The 17,819-nt window shown below is 31.1% G+C and carries 22 protein-coding genes; 9 read left to right on the top strand and 13 right to left on the bottom strand.

The annotated features are described in order from the left end of the window. Positions 1–32: 32 nt before the first annotated feature. The 3 genes from ACFSSE_RS16295 to ACFSSE_RS16305 form a co-directional block, all read right to left on the bottom strand. Positions 33–368, bottom strand: coding sequence for a MerR family transcriptional regulator (locus ACFSSE_RS16295; RefSeq protein WP_379046156.1), 336 nt, complete (start codon positions 366–368; stop codon positions 33–35). A gap of 11 nt (positions 369–379) precedes the next feature. Then, positions 380–1,348 (bottom strand): M23 family metallopeptidase, encoded by a 969-nt coding sequence (locus ACFSSE_RS16300; protein WP_379046159.1) that lies wholly within the window; start codon positions 1,346–1,348, stop codon positions 380–382. Positions 1,349–1,512: 164 nt separating this feature from the next. Further along, complete coding sequence (locus ACFSSE_RS16305; RefSeq protein WP_379046162.1) at positions 1,513–1,707, bottom strand: PG1828 family lipoprotein; 195 nt, start codon at positions 1,705–1,707, stop codon at positions 1,513–1,515. Between the two features lie 207 nt (positions 1,708–1,914). On the opposite strand from ACFSSE_RS16305, the gene ACFSSE_RS16310 reads away from it, so the two are divergent. From ACFSSE_RS16310 to ACFSSE_RS16330, 5 genes are all read left to right on the top strand, one after another. Beyond that, complete coding sequence (locus ACFSSE_RS16310) at positions 1,915–2,484, top strand: RNA polymerase sigma factor (protein ID WP_379046165.1); 570 nt, start codon at positions 1,915–1,917, stop codon at positions 2,482–2,484. Positions 2,485–2,489: 5 nt separating this feature from the next. Beyond that, positions 2,490–3,584: a S1C family serine protease gene (locus tag ACFSSE_RS16315; RefSeq protein WP_379046168.1), complete on the top strand. Its 1,095-nt coding sequence runs from the start codon at positions 2,490–2,492 to the stop codon at positions 3,582–3,584. A 404-nt stretch (positions 3,585–3,988) separates the two neighbouring features. After that, positions 3,989–4,129, top strand: coding sequence for a hypothetical protein (locus ACFSSE_RS16320; RefSeq protein WP_379046413.1), 141 nt, complete (start codon positions 3,989–3,991; stop codon positions 4,127–4,129). Beyond that, complete coding sequence (locus ACFSSE_RS16325) at positions 4,062–4,256, top strand: hypothetical protein (RefSeq protein ID WP_379046171.1); 195 nt, start codon at positions 4,062–4,064, stop codon at positions 4,254–4,256. Before ACFSSE_RS16320 ends, ACFSSE_RS16325 begins: the two co-directional genes overlap by 68 nt. Before the next feature lie 36 nt (positions 4,257–4,292). Continuing rightward, on the top strand, positions 4,293–4,583 hold the full coding sequence (locus ACFSSE_RS16330; RefSeq protein ID WP_379046174.1) for a helix-turn-helix domain-containing protein: 291 nt from the start codon (positions 4,293–4,295) through the stop codon (positions 4,581–4,583). Between the two features lie 142 nt (positions 4,584–4,725). Here the strand turns inward: ACFSSE_RS16330 and ACFSSE_RS16335 are convergent, their stop codons facing one another. From ACFSSE_RS16335 to ACFSSE_RS16345, 3 genes are all read right to left on the bottom strand, one after another. Beyond that, positions 4,726–5,550 carry an alpha/beta hydrolase gene (locus tag ACFSSE_RS16335; RefSeq protein ID WP_379046178.1) on the bottom strand — a complete coding sequence of 275 codons (825 nt, stop codon included), beginning with the start codon at positions 5,548–5,550 and terminating at the stop codon, positions 4,726–4,728. A 32-nt stretch (positions 5,551–5,582) separates the two neighbouring features. Then, positions 5,583–6,104, bottom strand: a complete 522-nt coding sequence (locus ACFSSE_RS16340) for an acyl-CoA thioesterase (RefSeq protein WP_379046181.1) — start codon at positions 6,102–6,104, stop codon at positions 5,583–5,585. A gap of 160 nt (positions 6,105–6,264) precedes the next feature. Continuing rightward, entirely contained in the window at positions 6,265–6,711 is a 447-nt protein-coding gene (locus ACFSSE_RS16345; protein ID WP_379046184.1) for a pyridoxamine 5'-phosphate oxidase family protein, read from the bottom strand. A 234-nt stretch (positions 6,712–6,945) separates the two neighbouring features. Between ACFSSE_RS16345 and metA the strand changes: the two genes are divergently transcribed. Continuing rightward, positions 6,946–7,890 carry a homoserine O-acetyltransferase MetA gene (metA, locus tag ACFSSE_RS16350; protein ID WP_379046187.1) on the top strand — a complete coding sequence of 315 codons (945 nt, stop codon included), beginning with the start codon at positions 6,946–6,948 and terminating at the stop codon, positions 7,888–7,890. Positions 7,891–8,182: 292 nt separating this feature from the next. Here metA and ACFSSE_RS16355 read toward each other — a convergent pair whose 3' ends face one another. From ACFSSE_RS16355 to ACFSSE_RS16370, 4 genes are all read right to left on the bottom strand, one after another. After that, positions 8,183–8,863, bottom strand: a complete 681-nt coding sequence (locus ACFSSE_RS16355; protein ID WP_379046190.1) for a hypothetical protein — start codon at positions 8,861–8,863, stop codon at positions 8,183–8,185. 363 nt (positions 8,864–9,226) lie between these two features. Next, a complete protein-coding gene (locus ACFSSE_RS16360; protein WP_379046193.1) occupies positions 9,227–9,886 on the bottom strand; it encodes a hypothetical protein in 660 nt (219 codons plus the stop codon). 350 nt (positions 9,887–10,236) lie between these two features. After that, complete coding sequence (locus tag ACFSSE_RS16365; RefSeq protein ID WP_379046196.1) at positions 10,237–11,478, bottom strand: nucleoside permease; 1,242 nt, start codon at positions 11,476–11,478, stop codon at positions 10,237–10,239. Between the two features lie 94 nt (positions 11,479–11,572). Then, the gene (locus tag ACFSSE_RS16370; RefSeq protein WP_379046199.1) at positions 11,573–11,986 is read right to left on the bottom strand and encodes a Fur family transcriptional regulator; all 414 of its coding nucleotides are present in this window, start codon (positions 11,984–11,986) and stop codon (positions 11,573–11,575) included. A gap of 169 nt (positions 11,987–12,155) precedes the next feature. On the opposite strand from ACFSSE_RS16370, the gene ACFSSE_RS16375 reads away from it, so the two are divergent. Continuing rightward, positions 12,156–13,358, top strand: coding sequence for a hypothetical protein (locus ACFSSE_RS16375; protein ID WP_379046202.1), 1,203 nt, complete (start codon positions 12,156–12,158; stop codon positions 13,356–13,358). A gap of 110 nt (positions 13,359–13,468) precedes the next feature. On the opposite strand, the gene ACFSSE_RS16380 is transcribed toward ACFSSE_RS16375, so the two are convergent. The 3 genes from ACFSSE_RS16380 to ACFSSE_RS16390 form a co-directional block, all read right to left on the bottom strand. Next, complete coding sequence (locus tag ACFSSE_RS16380) at positions 13,469–14,077, bottom strand: bifunctional nuclease family protein (RefSeq protein ID WP_379046205.1); 609 nt, start codon at positions 14,075–14,077, stop codon at positions 13,469–13,471. Between the two features lie 122 nt (positions 14,078–14,199). Continuing rightward, positions 14,200–15,177, bottom strand: a complete 978-nt coding sequence (locus ACFSSE_RS16385; protein ID WP_379046208.1) for an electron transfer flavoprotein subunit alpha/FixB family protein — start codon at positions 15,175–15,177, stop codon at positions 14,200–14,202. Positions 15,178–15,281: 104 nt separating this feature from the next. After that, positions 15,282–16,019, bottom strand: coding sequence for an electron transfer flavoprotein subunit beta/FixA family protein (locus ACFSSE_RS16390; protein WP_379046211.1), 738 nt, complete (start codon positions 16,017–16,019; stop codon positions 15,282–15,284). Positions 16,020–16,064: 45 nt separating this feature from the next. Between ACFSSE_RS16390 and ACFSSE_RS16395 the strand changes: the two genes are divergently transcribed. Beyond that, complete coding sequence (locus ACFSSE_RS16395) at positions 16,065–16,394, top strand: tetratricopeptide repeat protein (RefSeq protein ID WP_379046213.1); 330 nt, start codon at positions 16,065–16,067, stop codon at positions 16,392–16,394. 166 nt (positions 16,395–16,560) lie between these two features. Further along, positions 16,561–17,772, top strand: a complete 1,212-nt coding sequence (gene chrA / locus ACFSSE_RS16400) for a chromate efflux transporter (RefSeq protein ID WP_379046216.1) — start codon at positions 16,561–16,563, stop codon at positions 17,770–17,772. The last annotated feature ends 47 nt before the right edge of the window (positions 17,773–17,819 follow it).

Consider the following 17,819-nt stretch of genomic DNA (forward strand, 5'->3'; position numbering starts at 1 on the left):
TGGGTAGAAATTAGAATAATTGAATTGGTAATTTACAATTGTTCTTTCAATTCTAGCATAAAAGATTTTAGCTTTTCTAAAGACTCTATAACTTTTTGTTGTTCTACAACTTCATTTTTATTTTTTTTCATAAACTCTTTAGCACCTTGTATGGTAAAGCCTTTATCTTTAATTAAATTAAAAATTATTTTAAGGTTACTAATATCTTCAGGTCTAAATAATCTATTTCCTTTAGCATTTTTTTTAGGTTGTAAAATCTCAAATTCTTTCTCGTAAAACCTAATCATCGAGGTATTTACTTCAAACATTTCAGCAACTTCTCCAATCGGATAATAAAGCTTTTCTATTTCTTTTTCTTTGTAAGGCATAAAAATTTATATTAATCTAAAGATTGGTTGTCTCTTGAAGCAACCTCAAGCATAGTTACATATTCAGAAGGTGTTAAATCGTTAAAAAAGAAATTTATAGGGTTTACTGGTTTTCCTGATTTATAGACTTCATAGTGGCAGTGTGGCCCAGTTGATGCTCCTGTATTGCCAACAAAACCAATAACATCTCCTCTTTTAACACTTTGCCCTTTCTTTACTTTAAATTTACTCATGTGAGCATATTTGGTAGTATATCCATATCCATGGCTAATCATAATTCTATTTCCATAACCACGTTCAACACCGGCGGCAATAATACGCCCATCGCCAGTTGCATAAATAGGCGTTCCTATGGGTGCTGCAAAATCTAAACCTTCATGCATTTTACGTATTTTATATATTGGATGCATTCTATAACCAAAACCAGAAATTGAGCCACGTAATTTTCTACTATCTATTGGCTGTATAGCAGGTATGCTTGCCATCATTTTACTTTTAGAGTTTACAGCTTTGGTTAGTTCATCGTAAGATTTAGATTGTATGTATAATTTCTTAGATATAACATCTAATTTCTTAGTGGTTTCAATCATTAATTTACTATAATCGTAATTTTCTAAGCTTTTATATCTGTTTATACCACCAAAACCAGCGTTTCTAACTTCTAAGGGAATTGGTTCTGCTTCAAATATTACCCTATAAATATTATCATCTCTTTGTTGCAAATCATTTATAACAACATCAAACTGTTTTAAGCGTGTTTGTAATATTTCGTATTGTAAGCTTAAAGTGTTTATTTCTCTTTTTAACTGTTTTTCTTTTGGCGAATCTAAAAAAGTGTAGGCTAAAGCTATAATTACAAAAGAAAACACCAATGCTGTAGAAATAAAACCTAAACCTTTTAAAACCTTTATCCCTAAACTTAATTTTACTTTTTCGTATTTAAGGGTCTGGGAGTTAAAATAATATTTGGTTTTAGCCATTAAGGATATTTTTAGAATAGTACGATTTTTGCAATTACAGCAAATGTAATAAAAAATTAAAACGCAAATTAATTCAAAATCATATATAACAAATTTAAAAAAAAACAGCACAAAAAAAACCACTATCAACGATAGTGGTTTTTAAATTCTTTAAGACTTAAATCTTATTGAGCAGCAGTTGTATCAACAGCAACCATAGAAGAATCACCAGCAACTGTATCAACAGCAGCAGTATCAACCATAATAGAATCCATTGAAGTTGAATCTGCACTTTCTTCTGAAGCTTTGTTTGAATTACAAGCAACAACTGATAAAGAGATAGCTAAAGCAAAAAATCCGAATTTGAATAAGTTTTTCATGTTAATTTCTTTTTTATTTTGTGATTAATTTACTCTTTATACCCGAAAATTAAAAAGGTAACCCAAAAGCTAAAGAAAAATTTAATTATTTTTATTTTTTCAGATAAACCTTTTAAAATCAACTAAATTGGATTAAAAATAAATAATGTAAAATTTATTTTTTTTTATGGATTTAGGGTTACAATTTAGCAGAAACAGTATTAAGTAGTGAGTAACAAGATAAACAGTTCAAGACTAACAGATAATGAAATTATTTTAGGGATACTTAATAATTCATCTTCAACACTTAAATATCTTTACAAGGCTTATTTTCCAATGATTTTACAATTAATCATTAATAATAACGGCAGTGAGCATGATGCTAAAGATATTTACCAAGAAAGTATAATTATACTTCATGATAAAATTAAAAGTGGAGATTTTGAATTAACCAGTAAACTAAAAACATTTTTATACTCTGTATGTAGAAGACTTTGGTTAAAGAAACTAAGTCATAAAAGTAGATTTAGTGAAGATATAAAAGATTATGAAGATCATTTTTCTGTAGAGCCAGATTTGGATCAACATGAAGAGAAAGATCAACAGTTTCTTTTGATGAATAGTGCGTTAACACAGCTAGGCGAACCTTGCAAAACAATTATTGAGGATTTTTATATCCACAGTATGTCCATGCAAGATATTTGCGAAAAATTTGGTTATACCAACGCTGATAATGCTAAAACACAAAAATATAAATGCTTGCAAAGGTTAAAGAAACTATTCTTTAACCAAAAATAAAGAAAATGAAAAGCGAAATAGAACTAATTAAAAAAATTGAATCTTACTTGTATCAAGAGATGAGTACCGAAGAAGTGCTTTCTTTTGAAGAAGAGAGAAAAAATGATGCAACTTTAGATCTTAAAGTGATTACTCATTTAGATTTTTTAAAAACTTTAAAAGCTTTTGGAGAGCAAAAAGACTTAAAGCTTGCTATGGAGGCTATCCACGAGGAGTTGGATATGGATGTTTTGGTGGAAGAGTTAAAAGAAAAGCCTTCTAAAGTTGTAATACTTTGGAATAAATATAAAAAGAACTTAGCTGTTGCTGCAACGGTTGCTATTTTTATGACTTTAATTACTTTATTTTCTACCGGTCAGTTTAGTAAAGATGAACACGGTTCAAATTATAGTCAGCTTAAAAGAGATATGGAAACTATAAAGCGCTCTCAAAACGCTTTAATTAGAAATATAAACAGTACAACAAACCAACCTAAAGATATTAGTCAATTTGGAGGAACTGGTTTTGCCCTCTCTTCTAATGGTTATTTAGTTACAAATTACCATGTAGTTAATGGTGCCGATTCTGTTTATGTACAAAATAGTAAAGGAGAGTCTTTTAAAGTTGAAACAATTTATATAGATCCAGCTTTTGATATTGCAGTATTGCAAATTACAGACCCTGCTTTTAAAAGCTTATCTCCATTACCTTACACTTTTAAGAAAACAAGTTCTGATTTAGGCGAAGATGTTTATACAATTGGTTACCCTAAAGATGATGTTGTTTACGGAAAAGGTTATTTAAGTTCTGCAACTGGCTTTGGTGGCGATTCTATTGCTTACCAAATTTCTATTCCAGTAAATCCAGGTAATTCTGGTGGTCCGTTAATGGATGCAAAAGGCAATGTTATTGGCATTGTAAGTGGCAAGCAAACCCAAGCTGACGGTGCCGCATTTGCTATTAAAACTGACTTTTTGTTAAAAGCGATCAACAATATCCCTCAAGATTCTTTGAAACAAAAAATTGCTATCAATAAAAAGAATTCTTTAGCAGGTTTAAACCGTAGTCAGCAAATTAAAAAGATGCAGGATTTTATATTTATTGTGAAAGTTTACAACTAAGCGTAAGTTTTTACACTAAAAGAATATTCAATTTATTAAATGCCCCAGTATTAAGTTTTACTGGGGCATTTTTATGCGATAGATTTTTATTTTTTTATTTCGAATTTTGAGAATATTGGAAAATTTCACCAAGTGAGGTTTTACAAATTTCACGATTGCCAGTTGTTAACTTTTAATATCAATACAAAATTCTGATTTTGAAGAAATAAATGTTAGAAATTTATTATTTATGTTATAAAGCCATATTATCCTCCACAAAGCTTCATTAATTTAAAACATAAGTTTCTTTTCAAGGAAACTTATGTATATTTGATCAGAAATAATATTTGACTGAATGGACAAACTTTTTGAGATTATTATTTTAGAGGAAGTATTTGAATTTTTAAAAGGCTTACAGAAAAAGCATTCTGAGAAAATCTTATATAATATCAGAATCTCAAGTTGAACTAGACCCTGAACTTTTTAAGAAATTAAACAATGAAATTTGGGAATTCCGAACTTTGTATCAAGGACTTCAATATAGACTTCTTGCTTTTTTTGGATAAAACTTCCGACAGTCAAACATTTGTTGTATCGACACATGGATTTGTTAAAAAACGAAGCAAAGTTCCAGATAATGAGATTCAAAAAGCCATGCAGATTAGAGAAAAGTATTTAATAGAAAAAGACTAAAAAATAGAAAGAAATGAAAAATACACATTAGACGAAGTGCAGGACAGAATTATCGGGGAAATCGGAACTCCTGAACGTGATTTTTTTGAGTATGAACTTCAAATGAATTTAATAGGTAAAGCCATCAAGCAGACAAGACAGGAACGGAATCTGACACAGGAAGAACTTGGAAAGCTCATAGGGGTTCAGAAAGCACAAATTTCCAGACTAGAAAATAACGCAAGTAACGTGACAATCGATACTCTAATGAGAGTTTTTTCTGCATTGAAAGCAAAGGTGAAATTGCATGTAGAACTTTCAAATCTGAATATAAATGTAGGCAAATAATAAGGCTTATAACCACTAATTTGTATTATAATGGCTGAACTGCTTTACGTTATTTCATCGCAATTAACTGAATCTATTCAGTCAGAAAATTTTTTGCTTTCTATGCCATTATAACACAAATTCGCCAATCGCTCTAAAAATCTTAATTCTTAAATTTATTGTGCATATAAAGCAATTGGTATTCAATGGCTTCACTCCAATAAGACCAATTATGCGCACCAGGATTTGTGATAAAAGTGTGAGGGATATTATTAAATGCTAACTTTTCGTGTAGTTTAACATTTACATTATAAAAGAAATCTTCTGTTCCGCATTGTATAACTAAGCATAATGATTTTGGCGTTAATAAATGCGTAAGCTCCATTACTGTGTTTTTATCCCAATTCTCTTTGTTTTCGGCATAAGTTCCTAAAGATTTTGCCATATCCCAATTTAAAGGAAAAGGTCTTATATCAACACCGCCACTCATACTGCCTGCAATACTATAAATGTCTTGATGTTTAAAAGCTAAATACAAAGCGCCATGTCCGCCCATACTTAAGCCAGTAATTGCTCGGTTACTCTTATTGGCAATTGTTTTATAGTTTTTATCAACCCAGTTTACTAATTCTTTGGAAACATAAGTTTCGTATTTGCTATTTTCAAGTTTTGGCGCATCAAAATACCAGCTTCCAAAATTTCCATCTGGGCAAACAATCATTAATTGATATTGATCTACTAAATCTTTAATTTTTGGAACAGTATTTACCCAATTAGCATAATTGCCAGAATAACCATGTAATAAATAAACTACCGGAAAGGTTTTTTTATTATCGTAACTATTTGGTTTTAAAACAACGGCTTTTATTTGTTTATTCATGGAAGCACTAAAGGTATTTACGGTATCAACCGTTGCTCCAAAAGACTTTAAGCTTATGGCTAAAAATAGAAAAAATATTCTTTTAGTAATAAATTGACCAATTTTCATTTTAAAATATATTGATGTAATTGAAATAGAAATTATTGTTTTGCAGCAGTAAATAATGCCTTTAATTCTGTAGCATCATCAGGGTTCATTTTACCCCCTAAAATCAAACGTAATTGCCTACGTCTTAATGCACCTTCAAAAAGTTCTTTTTCTTCTTCGGTTTCGGGTATAAGCTCGTGTATAGACACTTTTTTACCATCGTTATCTAAAGCTACAAATGTATAATAAGCTTCGTTTGATTTTACCCTCTCGCCAGATGGAATGTTTTCTGCCCAAACATCAAGCCTTACTTCTACAGAAGTTGTAAAAGCCCTTGTCACTTTCGCTTTTATGGTAACAACATCTCCTAATTTTATTGGGTGTTTAAAAGATACATTATCAACAGAAGCAGTTACAACAATTCTATTACAATGTTTTTGTGCAGATATTGCAGCCGCTATATCCATCCAATGTAATAATCGACCGCCCATTAAATTGTTTAAAGTATTGGTATCGTTAGGTAATACCAATTCATTCATTGTAATCAAAGAGTTTTGTGGTTTCTTTTCGCTCATCTTTTATCTAATATGATACAAATATAAGATTATAGAGAAATAGAAATAGTTAAACTAATTAAATGACAATAAATTGCGGATAAATTTTCCAAAAAAAAAATAATGAGCCAAACTATCTAACAGCAGTTTTAAACCGATTTAAGTAGCGCAAAATTATTAATTAACTCATTTTCTTTCCTTCAATTTCAGAAATTTTTATTCTGTAAACCACTGTTAAGCCGTTTTCATAAACATCGCCTGTAAAATCGCTAATAAATTGGTGATTAATCTTCTCTTTTTTGTTGATGATGTTTTTCACTCCCTCTGCAAATTCATGTAAAAGAAACTTTGCATCAGTACCTTCAATTTCTTCAAATTGCCCATGTACTAAAACAGAATGCCAATTTTTTACATTATTAATTTCTGCAACTTGTAAAGAAACAGCTCCATTTTTTCTCATTGCTTCAATTTTATGCCCTTCTGATGAATAAGCTAAAATTGATTCTTTTTGATCAAAGAAGTAAGTGATTGGTATAGTATAAGGCTTATTGTTAGAAATATAAGCCAAATGACCAATGTAATTATTGTTTAATAATGCAATACAATCTTTCTTGTTTAAATTTTCCATATTTAAAGCTTTTTATAAAGTTAATTATATAAAAATAGCCAAATTAATACCAGTAATTAATGATACAAATCATTTTAAGGAATGATTGATTTTGTGTTTTGCAATAAATGGATTAAAATATTGAACGCTCAATATTTATTTCTTGCAAAAAAAATTAAGTGCTGCTTTTGGTTTAGTGTTTCGGTTTATTCTTTATATTTTTGCGAAAACATTTGAAAATAATAGAATTTAGATATGCCAGTTAAAATACCAGATAATCTTCCAGCAATTGAGCTTTTAAAAAAGGAGAACATATTTGTTATGAGCGACTTAAAGGCAGATATTCAGGATATTCGCCCGATGCGAGTGTTGATTCTTAATTTAATGCCTATCAAAATTACTACCGAAACAGATTTTGTAAGATTGTTATCTAATAATCCCTTACAGGTAGAAGTAGAATTTTTAAGATTAGATTCTCACACTTCAAAAAACACATCGGAAAAGCATTTACAGCAGTTTTATAAAGGTTTTAGTAATATTAAAGAAAACTATTACGACGGGATGATTATTACTGGCGCACCTGTAGAAATGTTGGATTTTGAAAAAGTGAGTTATTGGAAAGAGGTAACCAGTATTTTTGATTGGGCTAAAAAACACGTTACTTCCACACTTTATATTTGTTGGGCCTCTCAAGCTGCTTTGTACCATTTTTACGGGATACAAAAAACACCTTTACAAGAAAAACTGTTTGGTGTATTTAAGCATACGGCTATAGAAAAAGGTTACCCTTTATTTAGAGGCTTTGATGATGAGTTTTTTATTCCGCACAGTAGGTTAACAACTATTTTAAAATCAGAATTTGAAAATAAGCAGGATGTTAGCATTTTGTCTGAGTCTGTAGATGCTGGAGTTGCTATTGCATCATCAAGAGGAGGGAGAGAATTTTATTTAACAGGGCATTCAGAATATTCGCCACTTACTTTAGATACAGAATACAAAAGAGATGTAAATAAGGGATTAAATGTTCCCATACCGCAAAATTATTATAGAGAAGATAAACCAGCTAATGCTCCTTTAGTTTGTTGGACAAGCCATGCTAATTTACTTTTTAATAATTGGTTAAACTATTTTGTGTACCAAGAAACTCCTTACGATTTAAATGATGTTCAGTTTTTGGATGAATTGAAGAGTGGCGGATGAGATTGACTTTCTTGATTTATTAGTTGCCTTTTAATTTTTATTTCTAGGTAGAAGTAAATTCGTAATTTTGGTCTTGAATTATTCGGTATTTATCATATTCCATTTCTGCTTTAAGTTTGCTTTTAAACATAGAAACTGTGCCTTTTTATAATTATTAGGTAATTAATGCATCATTTGAGTTTAAATAAATAATGATTTTATTACATCACAAACCCAATTTCTTAAAGCCCAAAATTAAATAACTGATGAATTGACGTAAACCACCGTTAGCCATTTTTGAACAAATTTGTTATTATGGGTAGTTGTTATTTTCTTTTTTCAACTTTACTAATATTATGCAGTCTAAAATTCTCTCAGGAATCTCTGTCGAATCAGCTTCAACTTTACTTGCCCAAAAAAGGTCTTTTTTTGTTGTGAAGAATAATTTCTCTATAGAAACAGATGAAATAGAAATTTGGTACGGTTTCAAAATATTATCTAGATCTCTTCCTAGTTTTGATGTTATAAGGAACTCTTCAAATTTGTTGTAATTTGTAAAAAGATTCTTAAATGTCCCGTGTTTCCGCTTGTATTCTTGAGTGATTTCGATTGCAAGGTCTCCGCTTTGAACAAGTCGCCCATAACTTACATAATTTAAAGAATCAAAATTGAAGCTCTTAGAAGCCTCTGGTAAAATTAACTTTATTTCTTTAAGCCGTTGCCTATAAGTCATGGTTTTTCTTAAATATGGGATATTCAGGTCAATATTGATTTTCCCTGACTTAGATTCAGTAAAAATACAAGTAAAGTCAGATGTGTCTTTGCCAATGATTACAAAATAGCCCATTGCTTTGTTTCTGTATGCAGAACCTGCTATTTCGTCTTTTATATTTTTACTTCCAATTATAGTATCGGTTGGAGCAGTTTTAAGACTGTCTTCTTGTTTATTCTGAGAGCAGGCTATTGATAGTAGAATCAGAATTCCTAAGTTCATTTTAATACACATAGTTGATTTTACAATTACCCATAACGACAGTTGGATGGACAGGTATATTTCTGTATCACATTGCTGTTTTTGTGGAACTTAAATTTACTGCTTTTACATGGATGCTTGTCTAAAAACCTAAATCTAATCGCTGAGAATTGAATATACAAGAATTTTGTAAGATAGGTGTAGGTGTTCATATATCAAATTTCAATTTTTAGGTTTTTAGACAGTTTGAAGATTGGCAGGTTTAAGAATTTGCGTTTTTACTTGCAAAACCTCCGTCAGCCCGTATTAATTAATACAAAGTGATGTAGAAAGTATAAGCACTTCGCCAGCAATTTTTTAAACCTGTATTTATGTGTAGGCCTTTTATTTCTTTGCGGAGAGTCTATTTTCCATTTTAAGCATCAAATCATATATTTTTTTAAAATAGTTAAATGCAATTATTTTACTATTATCTTCCTGTTGTAATTGAGCAAAAGTTGGAGAGAAAGTGTTTATTTCAGTTATTTCAGGCAGTTCGAGTTTTTCTTTATTAATTAGTTTATGCTTCACATCTTCAAAACTGAACATAAAGCCTTTGAATGATTTCGGACTTCCTTCATTTATTTTTGAAATCTCGGCATGTGTATAAGGATTTCTAATTTTTCTTCTTAAACTCGTTAATTCTGTCATTTCCGACTCTGTTATTAAACCTTCTTGTTTTGCTTTCTTTAGCGATTCAGCTAAAACTAATGAGTCAAACAAAATCTTACTCTCTTCAATTTTTTCATTATAAGCCACAGCATTAGAATAATTGAATCCTTGCGTATGATTTTTTATTAGAGAAACTTTTATTAATCTTTCTAAGAAATGATTTGTAGAAAATATGCTAGTCTGATATAAACCAAGTAATAAGCAATTTAGAATTTCATTTCTAAGATTAGTTAGTTCAACCATAACTATTAGTCTGCTATCGTAGAAAGGTTGAACAGTCTCAAAATTCTCATCAATTGCAGAAGTAAACCTTTTTTGAAAAGAGTGTTTCATGGGTTATTCGTTTTTAGGCTTGCAGGTAACTTAAATATATGTGCAATAACACCCCCGGTAATTCATCTATATTAGATTGTATTATGGCGTTAATACTCTATATATTTTTCTCTAATACATTAAAATCCTACTGCTAAAACCGAAAATGAATTAATAAATAATGAAAGCCAAATTACCTGCAACAGCCAAACTTCCTAAGCCGGATAGCAACGAAAAACCCACAGCGAGTGAAACGAAGCGAGGATTTGTAGTGAATAGCCGGTACAGGCTGCTGTTAAATGCAAAAAGCCTGAGTTCTTTCAAGAAAAAAAACTCAGGCTTAGAATATGTTACTTTTTGTATCAAAAAAATTAATGACTCAATCTGATTTTTTCTTCTTTAACGTGGTTGTATTTAAAGATAAAAGGAAATATAATTGCTAATAATAAAGCGTATCCGGCAAATGAAAACCAAATGCTTTGCCAATCTCTTATACCGTTTGTGGTAAAATGATCAACCACCCAACCGCTTAAAATTCCGCCAAAAAAGGCACCTAAACCGTTGGTCATTATCATAAATAAGCCTTGTGCGCTTGCTCTAATTTTAGGGTCGGCTTCACGTTCAACAAAAAGAGAACCTGATATATTAAAGAAATCGAAAGCCATACCGTATATAATCATTGATAAAACCAATAAATATAAACCATCGCCAGGGTTGCCTATGCCAAATAAAGCAAACCTTAAAACCCAAGCAATAATACTAAACATCATTACCTTTTTAATTCCAAATTTTTGTAAAAAGAAAGGAATTGTTAATATAAATAAGGTCTCGGATATTTGAGATATGGAAAGCAACAAGTTAGGGTGTTGTACGCCAAAAGAATCTGGGTAAACGGTTTTAAAATCGTCTAGAAAAGAACCGCCAAATAAATTGGTAATTTGTAAAGCGGCGCCTAAAAACATAGAAAAGATAAAGAAGATTGCCATTTTTCTGTTTTTAAACAATACAAAAGCATCTAAACCAACACTATTTGCAAGGCTACGAGAGTCTTTAATTTTTAAAGGTGGGCGTTTAGGCATGGTAAAAGAATATAAACCTAAAATTAATGCGGCACCACCACTAACAAGTAACTGATTAGCACTTTTTGTCCAGCCTAAAAAATCTACAATCCACATGGCAAAAATAAAACCAACAGTACCCCAAACTCTAATAGGAGGAAATGATTTTACAATATCTAATCCGTTTTTCTCTAAAGCGTTATAAGATACCGTATTAGCCAAAGCAATGGTTGGCATATAAAGCATGGAGTTAAAAAGCATGATGATGTAAAGGGAGGGATAATCTGTAACGTTTGCAGCAACTAATAATAATAATGCGCCTACAATATGACAAAAGCCTAAAACCCTTTCGGCATTGTAAAATCTATCGGCAATGATACCCATAATTGCGGGCATAAAAAGAGAGGCAATTCCCATGGTAGAAAATATACTTCCTACTTCAACACCAGTAAAATTTAGTGTTACTATCATGTAGCCACCTAAAGAAATTAGCCACGAACCCCAAACAAAAAATTGCAGAAAGTTCATTGCAATTAAACGTACCTTAATACTCATATATGCGAGAAAAAAAATTAGAAATACAAATGCCTAATATATATAATATCAACAGCAAATTAAACTAAAATTCAGTTTGCGTTAATTAATTTTATTATTTGCAATTTTTGCATTTTCCACGTGTAATTACCTCAATAGTTTCAATCTCAAACTCGTCAGAAAAATCATACTCTATTAATGGTGCGTTAGATAAGCAGTAGATTTTATTACAGATAGCACAAATAAAATGAACATGATTATGGTTATGCTTAACGCTATTACAATCAGATTTACAAATTGCATAATTGGCTGTGCCATTGTCGTCAATTATTTTATGGATAATTCCATTATTTTCAAATGATTTTAGAACTCTATAAAGCGTAACACGGTCAACAGTTTTACCTAAAGTTTTTTCTAAAAATGGCTGCGAACTTGCAAATTCTGTAGAACTTAAAGTTTCTAAAACTTTTAATCTTGGGATGGTTTTTTTTAACTGCTTGTTATCTAAGAGTTTTTCAAACTTTGTCATTGTTAAATAAGATAAGTTTAATCTAAATATAGATTAAATATTGATGCTGTAAAATCTATTTTTTATTTAAAAAGTATTTTAAAATTTATAAATGCAACTTAGTTGTGTTTATAAATTTATATAGCTATAATTGCAACATAATTGCATTAAATAAAAATAAAAAAGCAAAATGAAAACAAACAGAACTAAAATTTTATCAGTATTACTTGGATTAACAATTTTGGCATCATGTAAAAAAGATGAACCGATAGGAGTGACCCCTATCACAGAGCACAAGTATATTAGGTTGATGCTGTCAGATGCTAACTCCACAGAATTAACATTAGTTAATCCATTAAAGCTAGAGACTTCAAAATTTAACGCTAAACATGCAAAATCTGCTTTATACACTACAGCGTCTGGTAGGTTTGCTACGCTAATACATAGAGATTTCAATTTTATAGAAAATTTTGATTCGGGATTTGAGTTTCACGGAGACCATGTTGATTTGAAAGGAACACCAAAATTTGCATCATTAACCGGTACGGCTAATAAACCCACACATTTTAAATCTAAGGGAAATGAAATTTTAACATTTAATGATGGAGATGGTAGTTTAAGTATATGTAAGGAAGAAGATTTTCATAATAATGGTGCTGTTATGCGAACGATTGCTACAAATGTTATTGCGCATCATGGCGCAATGACGAAGTTTAATAATGGAAATTACGCCATTACGGTAAAGGATGGTTCTATTGCTGGTTCTTTGCCGGAACGTGTAAAAATTATTGACGGCAATGGCTCTGAGGTTAATGCTTCTACCATTCAAACAAAAGGTATTCATGGTAATGCTTCAAATGGTTCAGTTTCTTTATTTGGTTCTGCAAGTGGTGTTTTATTAGTTTACCAAAATGGTAATCAAGAATTAATTGAGCATCCATCTAATTTTAGTACGGCATGGTTTGGATCTATATTAGAGACTAGTAACGACAATAAATTTATTGGATACACCGCTGCTATGGGAGCTTATTTAATAGATGTAACTACAAAACAGATTACACCTATAATTGAAAATAAAGATATTATGCATTGTAAATTAGATTACAGCAATAAAAATTTAATAGTGATGCTACTTAATGGTAATTTGAGAATTTATAATTCTTCTACTGGAGTATTGAAGAAAGACGGTAAAGTATTTATGGAGACCTTAAAAACAGAAACTTCTAAACCATTTTTAGCTGCTACTGAAAGATTTATATATTTAGTTGACCCAAAAGAAGGTGAAATTAACCAAATTAGTACAACAAATTTTTCTGATGTAAAGAAAATCAAAGTTAGTGAAAAACCATTTAGTATTACCATTTTAGGTTATGAGAATAGCCAAGCGCACTAAAATATGTAAGTGCTAGCATTTATATATAATGAATGTTTATAAAAAGAAAACCCTTAATACTTTGGCTTGCCAAAGTATTAAGGGTTTTTAGCTTTTCTCTCTAAAACAATTCAATTACTTTTTCTTTTAGAGATTTCGTCTCTTATTTTGGCCGCTTTTTCATAGGCCTCTTCTGCAAGTGCCTCTTGCAATCTTTTTTGTAATTCGTCATCAGAATATGAACTAAAACTATTTGTTTTTTGAGCGTCTTTTTCTTGTGGAGTGATGCTTGAAGTAGGTTCAATATTGTCTAAAAAGACAAAGTCAGAGCCTTCTATCACAATTCCGGCTGATGCTAAAATAAATTCGTAGGTATAAATAGGGCATCCAAACCTTACAGCTAAAGCAATAGCATCTGATGAACGGGCATCAATTTCGGTTATCTTTTTTCCATCATTACAAACTAATTTACTAAAGAATACACCTTCTACTAAATTGTAAATAATAACTTCTTGAATATTTATTTTGTAAGATTCTGCAAATGATTTGAATAAATCATGCGTAAGAGGCCTACTTGGGGTCATTTTTTCTATTTCAATGGCAATAGCTTGTGCTTCAAAGCCACCAATAATTATAGGTAATCTTCTTCTGCCGTTTACTTCGCCTAACACCAAAGCATAAGCTCCAGATTGTGTTTGGCTGTAAGATAGGCCTATAATATCTAGTTTTAATTTTTTCATTAAGTGTAAAATCTCAAAAATTCTGATTTTTCGGGTATGTCCCTTAAAAGTCATTAAAATACAAAATACATTTTGGCAAATGTAGAGCCAAAATGTATTTCATAAAATTTTATTTTGCTAATTTAAGAATTTGCTTTTAAAGATTTTACTGCTGCTATTAATTTTGGTACAACTTCAAAGGCATCGCCCACAATTCCATAATCGGCAACTTTAAAAAACGGAGCTTCTGGGTCTTTGTTAATTACCACAATTACTTTAGATGATGAAACACCCGCTAAATGCTGAATTGCCCCTGAAATGCCAATGGCAATGTATAAGTTGGGAGAAATAGCAATACCGGTTTGCCCAACGTGTTCACTGTGCGGGCGCCAATCTGCATCAGATACTGGTTTAGAGCAAGCAGTTGCTGCACCTAATAGGTTAGCCAGTTCTTCTACCATTCCCCAATTTTCTGGTCCTTTTAATCCACGTCCGGCACTTACTACTAATTCCGCATCGGGTAAAGAAACTTTATCAGTTGCTCTAACAATATCTTTTATGATGGTTGTGAAATCAGAATCTTTGGTAGTTGGTGCAAAATCTTCAATACTTGCACTTTGGCCATCTTCAACAACTTTGTAAGAATTTGGTGTTAAAGAAATAACTTTAGTTTGGGCTGTAACATCTACAGTTGCAAATGCTTTGTTAGAAAAAGCCGTTCTTTTAATGGTAAATTTTCCACCATCGGTATTTGGGAGTTCAATTGCACCACTTATAACAGCGGCATCTAATTTAACACCAATTCTTGCTACCAAGCCTTTGCCAGAAAATGAGTTGGAAACTACAATGATATTAGCATCCTCTTTTTTTGCTGCTTCTGCAATTACAGATGCGTATGCTTGGTTAACAAAAGATTTAAGTTTTTCGTTACTTACGTTTAAAACTTTTGTTGCACCATACTTTCCTAAATTCTCTAATTCTGATGCGCCAACATTACCAATAGATATAGCGGTTAAATTAGTGTTTAGTTGAGTTGCTATTGCTTTTGCGTAAGAAACAGCCTCAAATATTGATTTTTTGAATTTGCCTTCGGCATTTTCTACATATACTAAAACTGACATATATTTATATTTTTTGTTTGATAATTTTATTTATCGTGTTTTTAATCTTGTTAATTTAACGGAAAGCCCGATCCTCTACAGCTGGTGAGGAAAGTCCAAAAAAATTAAATCACTTTTGCTTCGCTGTGTAATAATTCAATTAATTTTTCAGCATCGGCATCATCAACCAATTTAACAGTTCCTCTTGGTGCTGGTGTTTCAAATTTTACAATGGTAGATAATGTTTGAACTTCAATAGGTTCAATCACATTTAAAGGTTTACTTCTTGCGCTCATAATTCCTCTCATGTTTGGAATTTTCCACTCGGCCACACCTTCTGCTGTACCCGCTACAAAAGGGAAGGGGATGCTTAAAATTTCTTTACCACCTTCAATTTCTCTTTCAACAGTTGCCGTATTTCCATCAACATCTAATTTTTTGATGATAGATACTGATGGAATATCTAGTAATTCGCCAATCATGGCAGCAACTTTTGCCTCGTTATAATCAATAGATTCTCTGCCAGTAAGAATTAAATCAAAAGCTTGGTCTTTAGCATAGGCAGCAATTTGTTTTGCTACAAAATGTGCGTCTTTTGGTGCTGCATTAACTCTTACTGCATCTGTAGCACCAACAGCTAATGCTTTTCTGATGGTCGGCTCTGTACTTGCCTCGCCAACATTTATAACTGTTACGGTTCCGTTGCCGTTATCAGTTAGTTCTACAGCTCTTGATAAGGCAATCTCATCATAAGGGTTTAATACAAACTGAACACCTGCATCATTAAAGGTTGTGTTGTTGTTAGTAAAAGTTATTTTTGTTGTTGTGTCTGGTACGTTACTTATACAAACTAAAATTTTCATATTATTGCGGTTTTAACAAAATTAATTATTTAAGCTTATTTTTAAATGTCAATAAATAGATTAGAACGACTGCTTGAGTTTTTTAAAAACGAGCCAAATGACCCTTTTTTAAAGTATGCTCTTGCAACTGAATATCTTAGGTTAAATAATACCGAAAAAGCTTTATGGTTTTATTTAGACTTGGTAGATAAACATACAGATTATATTGGAACTTATTATCATTTGGGAAAATTATATGAACAATTAAGACAACAAGATGACGCTTTAAAGATATATGAGCAAGGTATTGGGGTTGCAAAAAGAATTAAAGACCAACACGCTTTAAATGAGTTAATGGGTGTTTATAATAGTTTGAAAGATGAGATGTACGATTAATGATTGAAGGAGAGAGTGTGATAATTTTGAAGGAAGGAATGAGTGAAGGATAGAATGCCTAAGTAGTTTAAATTATTTATTCATTCTATGACAATACTATATTTAATCATACAAAATTCAATCATTCTTTCATTATAATTATTTATTCATTTTAAATTAACTTAATGTGAAAGGTAAACGTTTTAGAAAACTCATTTTTTTAAGAGATGTTTTGGCATTTATGCTCACATCTTTTGGTGGGCCACAAGCACACTTGGCTATTTTACTTAATGATTTTGTAAAAAAAAGAGCCTATTTAACAGAAGAGGAGTTAATGGAACTTTATTCGCTCACTCAGATTTTACCTGGGCCTTCTTCTACACAAACATTAGTAGGCGTGGCTTATAAGGTTGGAGGTATTTCTTTAGCTATTATTACTTTTTTAATTTGGGCTGTACCTTCTGCTGCTGTTATGTGCTTTATAGCTATAAATTTAGAGTCATTTTCTTTAAATACCAGTTTTTCTAAAGTATTAAGTTTTATACAACCCATAGCTTTAGGTATTGTAGCTTACGCAACATATTCTTTTGGTAAAGTAGCGCTTAAATCAGATATCAGTATCATATTGGCAGCTTGTGCAGTGGCAGCAAGTTTAATATTAAGAAGCCCTTATGTTTTTCCAATTTTAATATTATTGGGCGGTATTTTAAGTTCTGCAACAGAAGCTAAACAGGAAGAAGATGTAATAAGGGTAAAACTTTTTTCTAATATTAATACAAAAAAGGTAGCTTATTTTGTTGGTGTATTATTGTTGTTTGGTACTTTAGGTGCAGTTATTAACAGAACTTCTCCTTTTAGTTTGCCCATTAGGCTTTTTGAAAATTTTTACCGTAACGGGATTATTATTTTTGGAGGCGGCCAGGTTTTAGTGCCTTTAATGTACACCGAGTTTGTGGATGTTAAACATTATTTAACCGGACAAGAGTTTTTATCGGGTTTTGCTTTGCAACAAATTATACCCGGACCAACTTTTTCTTTTACATCTTTTGTTGGTGCCCTTTCTTTAGAAAATAGAGGGTATGGTATTGGAGGCCAAATTATGGGCAGTGCAATTGCTACTTTAGGAATTAATGCACCAGGTGTAATTCTGATACTTTTTATTGTTCCTTTTTGGGAAGATTTAAAAAAAATTACTAGGATTAAACGTTCTTTAAGTGGTATAAATGCGGTTGCGGTTGGTTTTATGGCTGCTGCATTTTTTTTATTACTAAAACCAGTTGGTTTTGATTTTGTGAATATTGCAATAGTTTCGGCTACGTTTTTAGTTTTAAATTTCACTAAAATAAAAACTCCTTATATTATTTTGGTTGGTGTTTTAGCCGGAGTTTTACTTTCATAAGCGATATAAATTTCTAAAAAAAAAATGCCCAACTAATTTTTATTTAG

This window comes from Pedobacter alpinus (assembly GCF_042684645.1).
Taxonomy (GTDB): Bacteria; Bacteroidota; Bacteroidia; order Sphingobacteriales; family Sphingobacteriaceae; genus Pseudopedobacter; species Pseudopedobacter alpinus.